Raw genomic sequence first — 16317 nt, forward strand, 5'->3', positions numbered from 1 at the left:
AGTCTCAACCCGTGCTCCGGCGCCGTATCGTCGGCGCCGTCGCCGCCGCGACCACCCTCGGCCTCGCCGCGACCGCTGCGAGTCTGCTCGCAGGGCCTGCGCATGCGGCCAGCCCCACACTTGCGCCGCTGACCTGGCAGATCTCCCAGCAGTACGTCGACCACCTCTCGACGCGCACACTCGAGGGTGGGCTGACCTTCGATGACGCCGCCAAGACGTTCTCGTGGCCGGCCGTGTCCACCGCGAAGCAGGCCGACGGCGACATCGTGCGCACGTACGCCGGCTCGGTGAAGGGCGCCTTCGCCATGGCAGGGACCGAGTACTACTCGGTCACGGTCGCCAATCCGATCGTGACGGTCGAACCCGACGGTGACGGTCGGATCCAGGCGACCGTGTCGGCCGCGAATGCCGCCGCGATGGGCAACCCCGCCGCCAGCACCTCACCTGCGCTCGTCACCGTCGCAGAATTCTCCGGTGCCACGGCGACCGGCGCCACCCCGCACTGGGCTGGTGTTCTCCCCGCGGACTCCGCCGAGGCGGTGGCCTTGGGCATTCCGGCCGGCAAACCGGTCGACGGCAAGGCGTTCAACCCGTCGTTCTTGACCAACCTGACCGCAGGTGTGCGCGCACACTTCTATGCCACGGGAGGGAGCTCAGATGCCAAGAAGGCTCCGGCTGCTTGGTCGCTGAGTCCCAAGATCGATGCGGCTGTCACCGCGTCGTCGTACGCCACGGGGGTCAAGGTGAGCGTGTCGGGTGCTGGCTTCAACCCCGTGACCAACCCTGGCGATGCAGGCATCTACGTAGGTCTCGCGCCCGCTGACCTGGTGATCGACTATTCCACTCGCGACGGTATGTCGGCCTTCGCCGCCGTCGACTGGGTGGCGCCCGACCGTTTCGTGGGCGACACCTTCGAGACGGTGCTGGCCGCCGGCACGGCCAAACTGGTGTCTGGCAAGGCGTACGCGATCTACACCTGGCAGGCCCACACCCGCTCGAACGCCACCCAAGACACCAAGACGGCGGTGAACATCGACTGGGCGAGCCTGCAGCCGCCGGTCACACCCACGCCGGTTGTCACCAAGGTGACGCCGACCGCGAAGGTGAAACTGACCAAGAAGCCCGCGCGGGGCAAGGCCGGCAAGGCAGTGCTGCGGGTGCGCGGGAGCGCGGGCGCTGTGACGGGCAAGGCCAAGGTCGCGATCGGTCGCAACGGCAAGGTGATCACGAAGCGCAAGGTGACGCTGAAGGCCGGCGGCAAGGCGGTCGTACGCCTGCCGAAGGGCAAGCGCGGCAAGTGGAGGATCGTCGCGCGCTATCAGGGCAGCGACGTCTATAAGCGCGCCAAGGCGGTCAAGAAGTACCGCGTGCGCTGATTGCGCCGTACGACGGGGCGGGGTGGCCGAACGGCTGCCTCGCCCTTCGCCGTCAGATCTGGCCGACCACCTGGCTGAGCAGGCCGCCCATCCGGCTGGCCGCGGCCTTGCCCGCTTCGAGCACCTCTTCGTGGTTGAGCGGCTCGCCGCTCAGACCGGCGGCGAGGTTGGTGACCAGGCTGATGCCCAGGATCTCCATGCCCGCCTCACGCGCCGCGATCGCTTCCAGCGTGGTGCTCATGCCGACCAGGTGACCGCCCAGAATCCCGGCCATGCGCACTTCCGCAGGCGTCTCGTAGTGCGGGCCGGGGAACTGGACGTAGACCCCCTCGTCGAGGGTCGGGTCGATCTCTTTGCACAACCCCCGCAGGCGAGGGCTGTAGAGATCAGTCAGGTCGACGAAGTTCGCGCCGACGATCGGGCTCGTGGCCGTCAGGTTGATGTGGTCGGAGATCAGCACCGGCTGACCGGGCTGCCAGCCCTGCTTGAGACCCCCGCAGCCGTTGGTGAGCACGATCGCACGACAGCCTGCCTTGGCGGCCGTACGGATCGGGTGGACGACCGCCGCCACGCCCTTGCCCTCATAGAAGTGAGTTCGGCTCAAGAAGACCAGCAGGTTCTTGTCGCCGTTGCGGATCGAGCGGATCTTTCCCGAGTGACCCGCCACTGCGGCGGCGGAGAAGCCGGGCAGATCAGTGGTGTGGATCTCGGCGGTGGCCTCGCCGAGGGCATCCACGGCCGGGAGCCATCCGGAGCCGAGCACGAGGGCGATGTCGTGGGACTCGACGCCGGTGAGTTCGGCGAGTTTCGCTGCGGCCTGCTCGGCGGCGGCGTAGGGGTCGGACTGGTCGACGGCTGCTTGGGCGGCGGCTTCTGAGGCGTGGTCGGTCACCCGCGTGAGCGTAGTGCCTGCGCAGTGTCCGTGGGCTGCCGTCGGCTGCGCGGGCACCCAGCCCGCCCGCAATTCCGTACGGCAAAGTTTTCCACAGGTCGATGTGACTGTGTTTGACCGCGGATTTGCGGGGTAGTTACCGTGACAGCCCACTTGGCCTGGTGGGTCGTGAAGTCTCTCGGGGGGGCTGAGGTTTGAACTGCTGTGAACGTCGTCGCCCCACCCGATCTCGGGACGGGTGGGAGCGGTGACGACGGTCGCGGGGGTGCCCGCGGATCTGATCGAGCAATTGGACCAACGCGTCCGCGACCTGGTGCGCCGCGAGGCCGTCGATCCACAACGTGACGCCCACGTGGTCAAGCGCATCGCCGAGGATGTCGTACGAGAGCACGACGAACGCAGCCTCACCGGCGCTGTGGCTCCGGTCCCCGACCCGCGCGCCACCGTGGGGGAGTTGCTCGCCCGGGTCTCCGGGTTCGGTCCGCTCCAACCCTTCCTCGATGACCCGGAGATCGAAGAGATCTGGATCAATGATCCGAGCCGCGTCTTCGTGGCGCGGCGCGGCCGTCACGAACTCACCAATCTGATGCTCACCAGCGCCCAGGTCTCCGAGTTGGTCGAGCGGATGCTCAAGAGCAGCGGGCGGCGTATCGATATCAGCCAGCCGTTCGTCGATGCCATGTTGGCGCAAGGCCACCGGCTCCATGTCGTGCTCGACGGCATCAGCCGGGGCTTCACGGCCGTCAAGACCGCAGTGATGAAAACCACTGCTATAGTCAGATCGTATGGCACACCCGCGCGGAGTTCCTCAAGCGCCTGCTATCTACGCGCGAATCAGCCTCGACCGCACAGGGCAAGCGCTCGGCGTTCAGAGGCAAGTCGAGGAGTGCCGAGAACGATGCCGGTCGCTCGGCTGGCCTGAGCCGAAGGTCTACTCCGACAACGACATTTCGGCACGCTCGGGCAAACGGCGGCCGAGCTTCGAGCAGCTTCTGCTCGATGTCGAGTCCGGATACGTCGATGGGATCGTCGCGTGGCACCTCGACCGGGTGTTGCGACGAGTCGTCGACCTTGAGCGAGTGCTCGACGCAATCGAGTCGCAGAAGGCTGCGGTCCCCGTGGTCTTTCTTCAAGCTGGTGAGATCGACTTGATGACACCTTCTGGGCGCCTCCTCGCTCGAATACTCGCTGCAGTCGCCGCCAATGAAGGTGACGTGAAGTCCGCACGCCTATCTGCACAGCGGGCGCAGGCCGCACAGTCAGGCCAGGCCCATGGGCCGCTCGGCTACGGATACGACGACCATCAGCGAATCATTCCGGAGGAAGCAGAAGTCATCCGAGAGGTCGCACAGCGCGTTCTCGACGGTGAGACGCTTTACTCGATCGCCTCTGACCTCAACGCTCGCGGCGTCGCCACCCCCGGGAGTGGCCGATGGGACGCGAGGCGCGTCGATCGCGCGGTTGAGCGCAATCAGCGCCCCGAGGTAGTAGCGGTCATCGCCGCGGTGCGTGGCAACGCCGCGGTCGCCGCTGGCGCGCTCGCCCGGATGTTGCGAAGGGCTGGTGGGACGCCGGCGCTCTGCACGGCTGCGTGGGTGCGTGACCAGCCTTGGGTGGACCACGTCAGTTCCGGGGACCATGGGCTGGATGACTCCACCGTTGCACGCCTGCTTGCGTCCGCTGGAATTCCGGCGGACCGTTCGTACTGGCGAGCCGCGAACGTCCGAGCGATGGTTCGCCGCGGATCGCTCTGCGGGTGGCGTGAGTTCAGCCCTGGCCAGCGTGGGGGATACGGAGAACTGGTTTCGCAAGGAGATTGGACGCCAATTCTCTCGAAGGCAGTGATTGAGGACATCCGGCGCATTACAGACCGGCCGTCTGCGAGGAGGGGCCGTGAGCCGAAGTACCTCCTGGCAGGAATCTTGAAGTGCGGGAAGTGCGGCTCCAGCCTGGCCGGCTCGCCGACCGGCAACGGCGGTTTCCGTTATGCGTGTTCGAAACAGCCTGGTCGATCCCATACGTGCGGTGGTCTCACGATAACGGGACCTCAGACTGACGTGGTCATCTCCATGGCGATCATCGACGCAGTCGCGGAAGCCAAGGTTCGATCAGGTGCGATCAAGCGTCGTAGTGGCAACGGCAGCGCCGCTGCCGTTGCCGCCGCAGAGAGCGAGATCGTTGAACTGGCTCGACTTCGCAAGCACTACGGTCTCGAGTTCGCAGCGAATCGGCTTCACGAAGATGAGTGGGATGCTCTGAGGGAAGGGTGGGCGATCCGGCAGCGTGAGGCCGAGCGGGTGCTTGGGCAGTGGACCCCAAACTTGCATGCTGTCCTGTCGGACGTGCCAAAGAAGCGAGCCGACATCGAGTCATGGTGGAACACGGCGCCGATGCGGCGGCGCCGGGACATCGTGCGGGCGCTGGTTGAGAGCATCGAGATCGCGCCGCGTGGTAAGTCGAACAACCGGTTCGATGACTCGCGGATAGGCGAGCCGATATGGCGAGCCTAAGCGGCGGGCTGATCCTCCGGCCGGACAGCGGGGACTTCAGCGGCCATGATCTCTGCGATTCGGTTGAGAACGTTGGCGCCCGCGATCACGGGTGGCTTGCCCTGCTCGACTCGGGCTTTCCGCGCCCGCCGTGAGTAGGCGTCTGCCATCTCACGAAGCGAGCGCTGTTGATCCGCCTGAGCGCTCCCTCCTTTAGCGCCGTGTAGTTGCTCGTTCATTGCGTGGCTCCCGAGGTGACTAGTGGGTGGCTAGTCACCTAGGTGTCTCTACGGCTCGGCTGCGATCAGTCTTCAGCGACCTATTTCGCACGGAGTGCACCGACATGAGACTGACGGCTTGAACCGCCCACTCTCTCCCGGGCCGGTCCGGGGATGGCGGTCAGTCAGATGTCGTAGTAGTGACTGACTGACCCATTCTGACCTGCGCAAACGTCGACGATTGATGGCGAGATGTACCGCGATTGTAACAACCTAGCGCGCGCCGGATGGTGATGGCGATGCCTCGAGCACGTCCTGGGTGGCAGTTAGGACAGCTGAACGAGCAAACGCAGGTGGCTGTTAGTTCAGGCTGCCCTGGAGCGACCTCAACTTGGTCGGGTCTGCTGCACGGACTGGTGACAGTGGTTAGTCACGCAGCCTGAGTGGCTGGCGTGGTCATGATGGCTTCGTACTCGATGGGGGTCAATCGGCCGAGCCCGTCTTGTCTGCGGCGGCGGTGGTAGGTCCTTTCGATCCAGGTGACGATGGCGATCCGCAGGTCTTCTCGGGTGGCCCAGGTGCGGCGGTTCAGGACGTTCTTCTGGAGCAGGGAGAAGAAGCTTCTCCATGGCCGCGTTGTCGCCGGCTGCACCGACGCGGCCCATCGAGCCGACCATGTCGTGGCGGCCCAGGGCGCGGACGAACTTCCGGCTTCGAAATTGCGAGCCCCTGTCCGTGTGGACCACACATCCGGCCACGTCACCGCGTCGTGCGACGGCGTTGTTGAGTGCTGCGACCGCGAGCCGGGACTTCATTCTGGAGTCGATGGAGTAGCCCACGATCCGGTTGGAGAACACGTCCTTGAACGCGCAGACGTAGAGCTTGCCTTCATTCGTCCAGTGTTCGGTGATGTCGCCGATCCACAATTCATTCGCTGCCGCGGCCTTGAACTCGTGCCGGGTCCGGCCCTTCTCATCTGTCACGGCGCACAGGTCGTCGTGGACTGGAGGGCCGGGCTTCTTGCCGTTCTTGCCGCGCTTCTTCCCGAACGCGCTCCACCAGCCGTTGTTCGAGCAGATGCGCCACGCAGTCCGCGCTGCCATCGCCTGGCCGGCGTCGCGGGCCTCGTCGAGCAGGTACCGGTAGCCGAACTCAGGATCATCACGATGAGCGTCGAACAGGGCGTTGGCGCGGTAGGCCTCGTCGAGTTCGGCGTCGGTGATCGGGTTGGCGAGCCAGCGGTAGTAGGGCTGGCGAGCGATCTTGAGCACCCGGCAAGTCACCGTGACGGGGATTCCGTCAGCGGCAAGGTCACGGACGAGCGGGTAGCTCATTTTCCCGGCAGATGAGCCTGAGAGAAGTAGGCGGCAGCCCGCCGCAGGACTTCTACTTCTTGTTCGAGGGTCTTGATCCGGCGCTTGGCTTCACGCAGTTCAGCTGACTGCACCGCGGTCGTGCCGGGCCGCTCGCCGTCTTCGATATCGGCCTTCTTCATCCACGAGTACAGGGTCGTGAAGTGGATCCCGAAGTCCTTCGCGATCTGGGAGAGCTCGACACCTGGCTCACGGTTCCTCGCGACGCGCACGACGTCGTCACGGAACTCTTTGGGGTAGGGCTTGGACACGGTGAACATCCTTCCAGCCCAACCTCTCGGGTTAGGCAGATCGGTTGTCACCTATCCTGGTGCAGCAGACCCCTGTGTTCAAGATGAGATTGGTGTTCCCGCCTGGCGGGTTGCTTTTCCTTCGTCGGCAGCTTCTGACGCCAATGTGGGCCTCTGCATGCTCGGTGGCAGCGTTCTCTCCGGCCGGATATGACAGGCGTTGTGCGGGTCACCGCTGCGGCCCGGTGGACGTCGCGATTGGTGGGCGTCCGACCTCGGGCACGGTCTCGCCGCGCAACCCAGGGTCCCCGTCAGGAGTTGCCGCCATGTCCTCGCGCTGATGCAGCGTCTGGCCACCGCTGAGGCCGAGCTGGTGGCGTCGATCGTGGCGTCGCTGGCCGCGCGCAGGGTTTCCGCGACAGGCGGGGGGAGTGGCACGAGGCGCTTGGCGAAGATGTCGGTGGGGGAGACCCAGACGACGTCGCCCTCGGCCGGCGGGGTGGCCATGCCGGCCTCGACGTCGTTGTGCGCCCGGCGCGACAGGGCTCGGGCCGGCCCGATGAGGTCGGGTGCGTCGGCCTTCTCGGCGACGACCACCGCGAGCTCGGACCCGGCCTCGATCGCGCGCAGCGTTGCGGGCACGGCTTGGGGCAGCCCTGGGCGGCCGGCGATGACCTCGGGGCTGGCCAGGGTGGTCTTGTCGTGGGTGATCTGGCGGTACGCGGCGCGGACCTCCGCGGCCGCGCGGGCCAGCGGCTCCTCGAGGCGGGCTCCTGGGGGAGCGAGGTCGCCCCAGCGGCTGGCCAGGTTGCTCCAGGACCGCCCTGCGTCGGCGATGGCCGGGACCAGGCGATCGGAACGCTCGAGCACGCCGGCGGTCGCGGCCGCGTCGACGAGGACCATGCTCGCGCCGGCGATCAGCCCCTGGGTGCGGGTGATCAGCAGGATGTTGGACGGTTCGAGGTCGCGGGCCAGCGCGCGGTGGGTCTGGATGTCCCAGTTGGCCAGTGCTTGCGCCAGCCGGCCGGGGTCGTCGACGGGGCGCATCGCTTCGCCGGCGAGGGCTTGGGCGAACCGGTCGGTCAGGTAGCTGCGGGCGGTGTTCTCGCAGGCGGACATCCGGTCGATCCAGACACCGGTGGGGGCGATCGCGTAGGGGGAGTGGTGCTGTGCCAGGTGGATCCGTCGGCCGGCGCTGCGGGCGTCGTTGACGCGGTCGCGGCCGTGCTCGTGGAGCGCGACGTTGACGGCGTGGGCGGTGAGGTAGAGCCCGTGCATGATCCGGGTGCGTGCTGCCTCGAGGTCGCGGTGAGCGTCGGGCTGCTCGTGGCGGATCTCGGCGCCGTAGCGGCGGACCAGCGAGGCGGCGTTGAGGAATGTCTGGGTCATCTGGTCGATGCGGGGGCTGGTCGGGCCTTGCCCTGGCCAGGCCGTGCGGCCGGAGAGGCTGGCCTCGATGGTGGCGGCCTGGGCGGAGAGGCTGGTGATGGGCCGGTCGCGCTCGTCGACGCCAGGTCGTCGACCGGGCAGGGATGCCCACAGGTCCTCGGCGGCCGCGACCATCGTCGGCCAGCTGCGCAGCAGCGTGCCGGCCGCGTCTCCGTCGACGTCCATCAGCAGCTGGCGCGCCAGGTAGTCGACGTCGAAGAGCATCTCGCCGACGCTGCGCACGTCACGCGAGGTCATCGGGATCTGGTCGACGTCGAAGAGCTCCTCGTCGATGTCGGCGTACGCCAGCCGCAGGTCAGTAGCCAAGGCCGCGGGCTTCCCGGATGAGGTCGCACAGGTCGACGACCAGCTGGGAACCGTGCACCAGGTCGGGCCGGTGCAGCGGCAGGGGACGGGTCAGCTCCTCGGCCTCGGTGAGCAGCTGCAGCGGCGTGCGCTCCTCGAGCTCCGCGTCCTCGTCGACGTTGGGCAGCTCGTAGTCGTCGGGCAGCAGGGCGCTGGCCTGGGAGTGCGCGAGATAGACGCCGAGGCCGAGGTCGTGCAGCGGCGAGTCGGCGGCGGACCGGTCGGCGTCGCTCCACACCTGGGTGGCGGCCTGGTGCAGCAGGAGGGCGATCGAGCCGAGGCGGTCCCAAGTGCCGTCAGCGTTGAGGGTGTCCACGGGTGTTCCTTTCGGTCGGAGGTCGGTCTGGCCCATGAACCCACGTCCGGGTCGGTCCTCGCTCCGCGTGAGCGGCGGGCTGTGGATAACTCGGGGTCGTGTCGGCGGCTGGGCACAAACTGGTCTCGTTCGCCTATGTCGTACGGCGGTCGCCGGACGATCACCGCGAGCAAAGTCAAGAGATTCGCACTAGTGCTGACAGATGGAGGAGGGTCGTGATGATGAGGTTCCCGATGACCGTGCTGAGGGTGGTGACGCTGGCGCCGGCGCTGCTGGTGAGCTTCGTCCTCACCGTGGTGGTGTGCGCCCTGCTCCCGCCGGCCCTTGGCCTGGTGGCGTTCCTGGCTGCAGCCGGCCTGCTCGTTGCGCTGGCGCTCGGCCAGTTCGAGGTGCCGGCGATCGCGACGCTGACCCGGTCGCGTCCCGCGACCGCAGCTGAGCTCCAGGTGATGGCGCCCGTGCTCGCCGAGCTGGGCGGCCGCGGCGTCGACGTCGACGCCCTGTTCGTGCGCCGGCGCCAGGGTCCGAGCACCCCGGTGGCTGTGGCGATCGCGGATCGCGCCGTCGTGGTCACCCCCGGACTGGTCGACGCCACGTACCGCGGGGGAGTGACCGCTGCGGAAGCGGCCGCCGCGATGGCTCATGCCGTCGGCCGGCGGCGAGCGATCCGGCCGCGGCTGGAGCTCGCTGTGCTCGCCGCGACGACGCCGTGGCGGCTGGTGGTCGCGACGTTCCGTGGCGTGGGCCGGGCCTTCGCCTGGCTTCCGTTCATGCGGCTGGCGTGGACGCTGCGGGGTGTCGTCGGGGTGATCTGCATCGTGCAGTCGGTCGCTGAGGGCCGGGCCGCTCCGGGGATCCTGGGCGGCGCGGTGATCGCCCTGACCTACCTGGTGCCGGCGGCCAGCCGGCGGATCGAGGCCTGGTCGGAGGCCGCGGCCGACCAGCTGGTGGTCTCCCTCGGCCTGGGCTCCGTGCTGGCTGGTCTGCTCCGGCGTCATGGGCATCCGATGACGCTCGAGCGGCTGCAGCGCCTGGAGACAGCCGTCGAGCAGCAGCCGCGACCGCGGCTGCACCTGGTGCACGGCTGAGGAGCACTCTCTGGGCGCTACAGGGTCCGCGGGCTACTCGTCGTCCTGGAAGCCGGACGTTGAGTGGTGCACGCAGCCGCGGCCGTTGCCCTCGTGCGGCTTGTGGTTCATGCACGGCAGCGACCCCAGCTTGTGGGAGCAGTCGACCCAGCGGACCGTCGTTCGGCCGGCGATGCGGCTGGCGTCCGCTGATGCGAGTGCGGTAGCCATCGCGACCTCCTAGCGGCGCGGGCCGCGGCGGCGGCCGAGCTGGGGCCGCTGGTAGGCGGCCGTGTCGGTGTGGTCGTGCTGGCGGCCGGATCGGTGGACCTGCGCGATCTCGGCGTCGGGGGAGGGGCCGGTGTCGGCGGCCGCGGCCTGGGCGGCGGCCTCCTCGGTGGCCCTGATCTCCTCGGCGCGCTGACGGGCCTCTTCCTCGAGCGCGGCTTCCTCGCGAGCGGCGTCACTCATGTGAACTCCCATGGATCCCGTGGACCGGCACCGGCTGCGCCAGTCCTCCTTGGTCTCCTAAGTGCGGACCAGCGGTGGGAGCGATCACCTCGGCTGATCCGTGTTGGCGCCCCCCGGGCGCGCTCAGGCCGGCTGTGCCAGCAGCGTGGCTCCCAGCAGCTGCGCGGTGTGCTCGAGGACCGCCAGGGATCCGTTCTCACCGGGGCGGTCGCAGCACGGGTGGGTGTCGAAGCCCTCGTCGACGACGATGCGGTGCAGCTGGCCACCGCAGGCACGACATCGCCGGCCGGCGTGGGTGGGGCACTGGTCGACCGCCACGGCGCAGGGCAGGCACGCCGCGGGCGTCGGTGGGCTCACCTGGTGGTCACGGTCCCAGTCGCGTCGCTGGCGCAGCAGCGTGGCGGTCTGTTGCCACAGCGCATGCTCGAGGTGCGCCGGCGCCGGTCGACCGAGCGCCTGGTCGACCGACCGCCTTGAGCAGCTGCTCACCGCAGCCGAGGACGCGTTCGTCGACGCCACGGGCGTAGCACCACCGGGCCAGCGTCTTCGCGGCCAGTCGTCAGCTGCTCGTCCATGACCTGCCCTGGTCGAGGTCCGCGGCTCCCTCTACCGACTCGGGGACCGGGGCGTCCGGAGCGACGATGCGCTCGGAATCGGGTCCCGGCTCTGCTCGGACATCCGCCGGCGGGCGTTGTCGGTGATCTCGCTGGCGATGCCGGCCGACTGCACGGGCGCTGGCCGCGGCGTGGTCGACGACGTTGCTCGAGCAGGCGCACGTCCTCGTCGGCGCGGCCGAGCTCCTTGCCGGCGGTCGCGATGCTCCGCTCCAGGCTGACCGGCTCCAGCAGGCGCCAGCGGCAGTCACGTGCCGAGCTGGCCTGGTGCGCGGTCTCGACGTGCTGGGCGGCCAGCTGGGCGACCGGCTTGGCCAGGTGCGACCATCTCGCCGACGACCGCGATGCGCGGCTTCGAGTTGCGCGACCTCGCTGGCGATGCACGGGATCGGAGGTGTCGGCTCAGGTCGAGGAGGGTCGCGGGCGTCGGTGACCGACTGCGATGCGCGGTCGAGGTGCGCGAGCGAGGTCGTGGGTCAGCTCCGGCATTGTCGTTGCACCGCGTGCTGCAGCCGGCCCAGGTGCTCGCCGGCGGCCTCGAGGTAGAAGTCGCCGCGGTCGGAGAGCTGGGCCTTGGCCGAGTCGAGCTCGGCGTCGTCGAGCACCCGGAGCGCGGAGTTGATCGTCGTGTGCAGCTCCTCGACGACCCAGCGCGCTCGTGCTCACGGCCTGCTCGGCCATGAAGACGGCGTCGGCGGCGCTGCAGGGCGGTGTCGGTGGTCATGCCGACTCACCGCCTCCGCGTTTCGGGCGGGGGATGCTGCTCGGAGGCGGGCAGGACCTCGCGGAGTCGATCGAGCGCAGCCAGGGCCTGCTCGAGGTGGGCGCGGGCCTCCTGAACCGGGTCACGGTCGGCCGCGGCGGACGGGGAATCGGTGGGCGTGCTCACGGGCAGCTCCTTGGTGGACCGGGGTCATCTCTCAGTCACCAAAGGAAGGTCGACCCGTCGGGGCGATCACCCGACGCGAAGAAATCTCGCGGGCCGTTCGAGCGGGGCCGGGTCAGGGCTGGTCCCAGGGCATCGACTCCTGCCCGTCGTCGACGCCCTGGCTGATGATGTGCGCGGTGGCGTTGCGCGCGGCGTTGAGGTGCTTGTGGAGGTCGACCGCGAGACCGCGGGCCTCCTCCAGGTGGAGGCGCGCGACGCCGATCGCCATGGCCGGGTCGGACTCGTCGGTCATCGAGTCCATGCTGAGCACCTGGTGGGCCAGGGCCTGCTCGAGCGTGCTGGACAGCTGCGAGAACGCCTGGGGGAGCGCGGCCGCGAGGTCGGCGAACTCCGCGAGCTGGTCGGAGGTCTCGGCCGGGATCTGGTCGCGCTCCCACATCGTGGCGCGGTTGAAGCCGTAGACGTGCTCGCGGGCCGCCTGTCGCGTGCCCGCCCGCTTCGAGCTGGTCGTTGTCGTCCACCGGGTTGCCCTTCCTGCCGAGAGGTGTCGCTGGCTCGAGTCTCGCGGATCTCGCCGGCGGTACGCGCGGCCGCCGGCGGCCGGCTGTGGATAACCGCAGGGGTTCCCTCCGGGCCTGCGAGGCGGGAGACTGATCAGCCATGGAGGACACAGGCGGCCCTGATCGCGCGGCGGGTTCGCGCTGCGCCGCGGCTGCCTGGTTCAACGCCCCGGCCGGACGTCGAGGCCTACCGCCGGCTCGCCGCGGCGGTGGGGGAGTGGAACGCCTACTGCGCTCCCGACAGCTCGGAGGCACTGACGTCGAACGACTCCGAGCTGCTCGACGACCTGGCCGATGTCGCGCCGCCGCAGCCCTTTGCCGCGCCACTGCCCGACGTGACAGGGCCCATGTTGCGACGGGCCAAACCGCCATCTCTAGCGCGATCTGCGGTCCGTGTCGGCCCGCTCCAAGCCCGTTACACAGCTGCGTTGTGTAACTGAATGTATGCCAACACCGTTCGGTAGAGGTGCGCGCCGCCACTCAGGAACGCGGCCGCCCAGATCCGGCGCTGGGCGGTGGCAACTGGCGGGTTTCGTTCTGCTCGCTTAGGCGCAGCATGTCCCTACCCGCGTGCGCTGCTGAGGGATCCAGCCCGGCGTTCGCGATCATCTCCTGCAAGCTCAGCAGTTCGGTCGCTGCCTCGGGTCGTGTGCGTTCGTAGTGGCTCAGAACGAAGCGGTTGAAGAGCGGGACCGCCATCGCCAGTTGGCCGCGCTTGGGTGCGTAGACGTCGCCCTCCTCGATGAGCTCCTCACGGAGCCAGGACAGCTCTTGCTGGGAGCGACCGAGAGTCCTGGCGATCGCCGCTGTCGAGGCGCGCCCGCCGTGCAGAGCGAGGGCGGCAAGGAACTCCATCTGTCGATCGCTGATTCGGTCCCAGCGGGGGCCAAGGGTGCGGCGCTCGAGCATGTCGGCAATCTGGGGGAGTGCAGCTTCGACGTCGCTGAGGGTGATCTGGTCGGGCCCGGCCGCGGATGTCCAGATGGCGTGGGCGAAAAGCTGCAGGTGGGCTGGGTAGCCATTGCTGGCCTCGACCACGACTGCCGCCGCCTCGGGGGTCCACGCGACACCGGCCCGGCGTGCTGGCTCCACCACGGCGTAGCGGGCGTCATCGGGTTCGAGAGTGAGGGGGATGGGCTCCAGCACGAAGAGGCGATCAGGGTGGGTCACGCCAGCCTTGCGGAGCGCATCGGGAGTGAAGGGCAGCCCGGTGCCGGCGAAGAGAACCGGCGCGGAGGGGTGGTCGAACGTTGAGTCGGTGCAGCGTCGCCGCGAGCAGGGCGAGGTCAGGACCAGAGGCGACCTGGAGCTCATCGACTGTGATCAGCAGCCCCCCGCTATGGGCGTCCTTGCGGACCTCGGCCGCCAGCGTGGCCAGGGCGTCAGCGAGCGTTCCCGCGTCCAAGCCTGCTGCGGGAGCGTCGGATGGGCGAGTGGAGATCCCGGCACCGATACCCGCGATGCTCAGGTTGACCCCACCGACTCGCTCGAAGGCCTTGCGGGCGCGCTGCCACGGGCCGGCCTCCTCGGCCATACGGGTGCGAGCGCGCTGTAGCAGCGCCTCTACCAGACCAGCCTGGCCGGAGACAGCCTGGAGGTTGACCACCTCGAAGCCTTGCTCCTTGGCCAGGTCCGCGAACGCGCTCACCGTTACGGTCTTCCCCACGCCGCGCGGGCCGGCAAGGATCATGTCCTGTGCGCGGACGCGGCCGCTAGAGACAATGTCGTTGAGCGCCAAATGCCAGTCTCGGAGAAGGCCGTCGCGTCCTGCCAGGACGGGCGGGTTGTGGCCGGCACCGGGCGTGTACGGGCTCTGGTCCACCAGCGCCACCTTCCTAGACTCACCTAGATTTGGAGGGTTTTCTAGGTCAGTCTAGGTGGCAGTGGGCTCATGCGGCCGGAGGAGCTCTCGCGCGTGTGGCCACGCGTGTCAACGGCCGATCCGGGGTGGCGGGGGCGGAGCGCCGCCGGCAGTGGACCGGTCGGCGCCGAGGCGTCGACGGGCTGCATGGTCTGGACTCTCGGGGGCTGGGCCGGCCTCACCGGCGACGGGGGATTTCGCCGAGTTTGTCCGGCGGAGCCGCGGCGATGTCGGCCGACAGAACACGCTCGAGGATGTCGGCGATGCTGGCGGTGGAGCCATCGCAGTGGTCGACCAGGTCGGCGGCGAGGCGATCGAGGGCGCGGTCGCCCTGCTGGGTGAAGGTGACGATGCCGGAGCCCGGCTGCTCCGCGGGTGAAGTGCTCATTGAGTCCTCCTCTGCTTGGTCACCTAGGTGATCCCGGGCCTTGGGAGCGATCAGCTGGGCGAGAGGCTTTCGCCAGCTCGGCAGCGGGCGCCCCGGGTGTCGTGCGAGCTGGTCAGGTTGTCGGGCCGGAGCGCCCGGTGACGGACAGTGGGCAGGTGGCTCCAAGACAGGCCGTTGGTTCTGCTGAACCGGCCGAAACCCGGCTCACCCTCGACTACGCTCGGACACACCCGGCTAAAGCCGGTTCGCCGAGGGAAGGGTCGACGCGTCGTGTCCGAACCGTGGATGTCCGCAGAGGACATCGCCGCCCATCTCGGCGTCACGAAGGACACGGTCTACGCCTGGATCGCCGACAAGGCCATGCCAGCCCACAAGGTCGGCCGGCTCTGGAAGTTCCAGACCAGCGAGGTCGACGAATGGGTGCGCCGCGGCGGTGCCGCTACCTCAGATGAACCGAGCAACACCGGCTGATCCGTCGGCTCAACCGGACCTTCACGACCGAGACTGTCGCCGGTCCCCGATAGCCTGAACGACTTTGCCCGAGACACCAGTAAGGAGGTGCCAGCCGTGACCGATGCGGAGACCAGCGATCGCTATGCGTTGTCGTTCACCACCGGCACGCTCCTGACCCGTGAGGCCGCTCTCCTGGCGCCCGTCTACCTCGAGGAACGCGACTGGGAAAAGGCCCGTGACCGAGCCGTGGCCGACAACCTTCTCCAGGCGCGCACCCACCGCACCGGGGTCCGCCTTGTCCGCGAGACGGTGAAACGCCTCTCGGCGCTGACCGAGCCAGAGCTCGAGCTCCTCGGCGACCTGACGGCAACCGAGCGCGGCCACCTGATGTGGGTGGCGGCCTGCCGCCGCTACAGCCTCATCGCGGAGTTCGCTGAGGAGGTGCTGCGCGAGCGATTCCTGCTGCTGGCACCGACGCTCGCCTACGAGGACTTCGACGGCTTCATCCGGAGCAAGGCCCTGTGGCACGACGAGCTCGCGACGATCAAGGACTCAACCATGCAGAAGCTTCGATCCACGGTGTTCAAGATGCTCGTGGAGGCCGACCTGCTCTCGGAGTCCGGGCACATCGTGCCCGCTGTCCTGTCCGAACGACTCCTTGGTCTCCTGAATCTCCGGACGCCCAGCGACCTCCGCTTCTTCCCGACCCGGAGCGCAGCCTGATGAAGACGATGGACCTGAATGCGCAAGAAGCGCACCTGCTCGCTGTGCTGAGCAGCCAGCGGTTCCTTCAGTATGGAGGGACTGAGCAACGAAGTCCCGTTCTTCATCTACCCCTTCCCGCCCGAAGCCTCCCTCGCGGTCGCGCAGGCGAAGAAGCGGATCAAGACCAAGCTCTCGACCAAGCACGGCATCACCGTGCGAGAGGTCAACCTCTACGACCTGTCGGTGGAGATTCTCAAGGAACGCGGTGTCTGGGAGCGGGTGCTCGCCTTCGAGCCCGACCACGACAAGGACGACTTCCGAGAGATGTTGCAGGCCATGCTCGACCCGCAACTCCACCTCGCCCCGGCACTGCGGGCCAGGGTGCAGGACGGCGCCTTCGACATCGTCTTCCTTACCGGCATCGGCGAGGTCTTCCCCTACATCCGGTCCCACAACGTGCTCAACAACCTACAGAGCGTGGTGACCGGAAAGCCGATGCTCATGTTCTTCCCCGGCGACTACCGGCAGTCAGACTCGCTCGGGTCGAGTCTCGTCCTGTTCAACACGTTGACCGACGACCAGTACTACCGAGCCAAGAACATCTTGGAACAGGAAGCGTGA

At 68.3% G+C, this 16317-nt stretch carries 19 protein-coding genes and 1 pseudogene; 7 read left to right on the top strand and 13 right to left on the bottom strand.

The window, feature by feature from the left end; all coding sequences use genetic code 11:
- The first annotated feature begins 11 nt into the window (after positions 1–11).
- Positions 12–1376, top strand: a complete 1365-nt coding sequence (locus V9G04_15330) for a hypothetical protein (protein ID MEI2714622.1) — start codon at positions 12–14, stop codon at positions 1374–1376.
- Positions 1377–1428: 52 nt separating this feature from the next.
- Here the strand turns inward: V9G04_15330 and V9G04_15335 are convergent, their stop codons facing one another.
- On the bottom strand, positions 1429–2268 hold the full coding sequence (locus V9G04_15335) for a purine-nucleoside phosphorylase (protein MEI2714623.1): 840 nt from the start codon (positions 2266–2268) through the stop codon (positions 1429–1431).
- A gap of 247 nt (positions 2269–2515) precedes the next feature.
- Here V9G04_15335 and V9G04_15340 point away from each other — a divergent pair, with 247 nt between their 5' ends.
- Both V9G04_15340 and V9G04_15345 read left to right on the top strand, forming a co-directional pair.
- Positions 2516–3190, top strand: coding sequence for a hypothetical protein (locus tag V9G04_15340; GenBank protein MEI2714624.1), 675 nt, complete (start codon positions 2516–2518; stop codon positions 3188–3190).
- Positions 3102–4778 carry a recombinase family protein gene (locus V9G04_15345; GenBank protein ID MEI2714625.1) on the top strand — a complete coding sequence of 559 codons (1677 nt, stop codon included), beginning with the start codon at positions 3102–3104 and terminating at the stop codon, positions 4776–4778. The genes V9G04_15340 and V9G04_15345 overlap by 89 nt, the downstream gene beginning before the upstream one ends.
- 627 nt (positions 4779–5405) lie before the next feature.
- Here the strand turns inward: V9G04_15345 and V9G04_15350 are convergent.
- From V9G04_15350 to V9G04_15360, 3 genes and pseudogenes are all read right to left on the bottom strand, one after another.
- Positions 5406–6608 (bottom strand): annotated as a pseudogene (locus V9G04_15350) (IS3 family transposase).
- 69 nt (positions 6609–6677) lie between these two features.
- Positions 6678–8333: a hypothetical protein gene (locus V9G04_15355; GenBank protein MEI2714626.1), complete on the bottom strand. Its 1656-nt coding sequence runs from the start codon at positions 8331–8333 to the stop codon at positions 6678–6680.
- A complete protein-coding gene (locus tag V9G04_15360) occupies positions 8323–8688 on the bottom strand; it encodes a hypothetical protein (protein ID MEI2714627.1) in 366 nt (121 codons plus the stop codon). The genes V9G04_15355 and V9G04_15360 overlap by 11 nt, the downstream gene beginning before the upstream one ends.
- A 233-nt stretch (positions 8689–8921) precedes the next feature.
- Between V9G04_15360 and V9G04_15365 the strand changes: the two genes are divergently transcribed.
- Entirely contained in the window at positions 8922–9776 is an 855-nt protein-coding gene (locus V9G04_15365; protein ID MEI2714628.1) for a hypothetical protein, read from the top strand.
- A gap of 33 nt (positions 9777–9809) precedes the next feature.
- Here V9G04_15365 and V9G04_15370 read toward each other — a convergent pair whose 3' ends face one another.
- The 9 genes from V9G04_15370 to V9G04_15410 all read right to left on the bottom strand — a co-directional run bounded on the left by V9G04_15370 (position 9810) and on the right by V9G04_15410 (position 14538).
- The gene (locus V9G04_15370; GenBank protein ID MEI2714629.1) at positions 9810–9986 is read right to left on the bottom strand and encodes a hypothetical protein; all 177 of its coding nucleotides are present in this window, start codon (positions 9984–9986) and stop codon (positions 9810–9812) included.
- A 9-nt stretch (positions 9987–9995) separates the two neighbouring features.
- On the bottom strand, positions 9996–10226 hold the full coding sequence (locus V9G04_15375) for a hypothetical protein (protein MEI2714630.1): 231 nt from the start codon (positions 10224–10226) through the stop codon (positions 9996–9998).
- A gap of 123 nt (positions 10227–10349) precedes the next feature.
- The gene (locus V9G04_15380; protein ID MEI2714631.1) at positions 10350–10745 is read right to left on the bottom strand and encodes a hypothetical protein; all 396 of its coding nucleotides are present in this window, start codon (positions 10743–10745) and stop codon (positions 10350–10352) included.
- Positions 10746–11316: 571 nt separating this feature from the next.
- Positions 11317–11445, bottom strand: coding sequence for a hypothetical protein (locus V9G04_15385; protein MEI2714632.1), 129 nt, complete (start codon positions 11443–11445; stop codon positions 11317–11319).
- Positions 11446–11570: 125 nt separating this feature from the next.
- Complete coding sequence (locus V9G04_15390) at positions 11571–11729, bottom strand: hypothetical protein (protein ID MEI2714633.1); 159 nt, start codon at positions 11727–11729, stop codon at positions 11571–11573.
- Between the two features lie 112 nt (positions 11730–11841).
- Positions 11842–12168 carry a hypothetical protein gene (locus V9G04_15395; GenBank protein MEI2714634.1) on the bottom strand — a complete coding sequence of 109 codons (327 nt, stop codon included), beginning with the start codon at positions 12166–12168 and terminating at the stop codon, positions 11842–11844.
- 601 nt (positions 12169–12769) lie between these two features.
- A complete protein-coding gene (locus tag V9G04_15400; GenBank protein ID MEI2714635.1) occupies positions 12770–13459 on the bottom strand; it encodes a hypothetical protein in 690 nt (229 codons plus the stop codon).
- Complete coding sequence (locus V9G04_15405) at positions 13446–14111, bottom strand: ATP-binding protein (GenBank protein MEI2714636.1); 666 nt, start codon at positions 14109–14111, stop codon at positions 13446–13448. Before V9G04_15405 ends, V9G04_15400 begins: the two co-directional genes overlap by 14 nt.
- Positions 14112–14328: 217 nt before the next feature.
- Positions 14329–14538 carry a hypothetical protein gene (locus V9G04_15410; protein ID MEI2714637.1) on the bottom strand — a complete coding sequence of 70 codons (210 nt, stop codon included), beginning with the start codon at positions 14536–14538 and terminating at the stop codon, positions 14329–14331.
- Positions 14539–14808: 270 nt separating this feature from the next.
- On the opposite strand from V9G04_15410, the gene V9G04_15415 reads away from it, so the two are divergent.
- The 3 genes from V9G04_15415 (at position 14809) to V9G04_15425 (ending at position 16317) form a co-directional block, all read left to right on the top strand.
- The gene (locus V9G04_15415) at positions 14809–15009 is read left to right on the top strand and encodes a helix-turn-helix domain-containing protein (protein ID MEI2714638.1); all 201 of its coding nucleotides are present in this window, start codon (positions 14809–14811) and stop codon (positions 15007–15009) included.
- A gap of 96 nt (positions 15010–15105) precedes the next feature.
- Positions 15106–15714 (top strand): DUF1819 family protein, encoded by a 609-nt coding sequence (locus V9G04_15420; GenBank protein MEI2714639.1) that lies wholly within the window; start codon positions 15106–15108, stop codon positions 15712–15714.
- A gap of 72 nt (positions 15715–15786) precedes the next feature.
- Entirely contained in the window at positions 15787–16317 is a 531-nt protein-coding gene (locus tag V9G04_15425) for a DUF1788 domain-containing protein (protein MEI2714640.1), read from the top strand.

Origin of the sequence: Nocardioides sp., assembly GCA_037045645.1 — a bacterium.
Lineage (GTDB): Bacteria > Actinomycetota > Actinomycetes > Propionibacteriales > Nocardioidaceae > Nocardioides.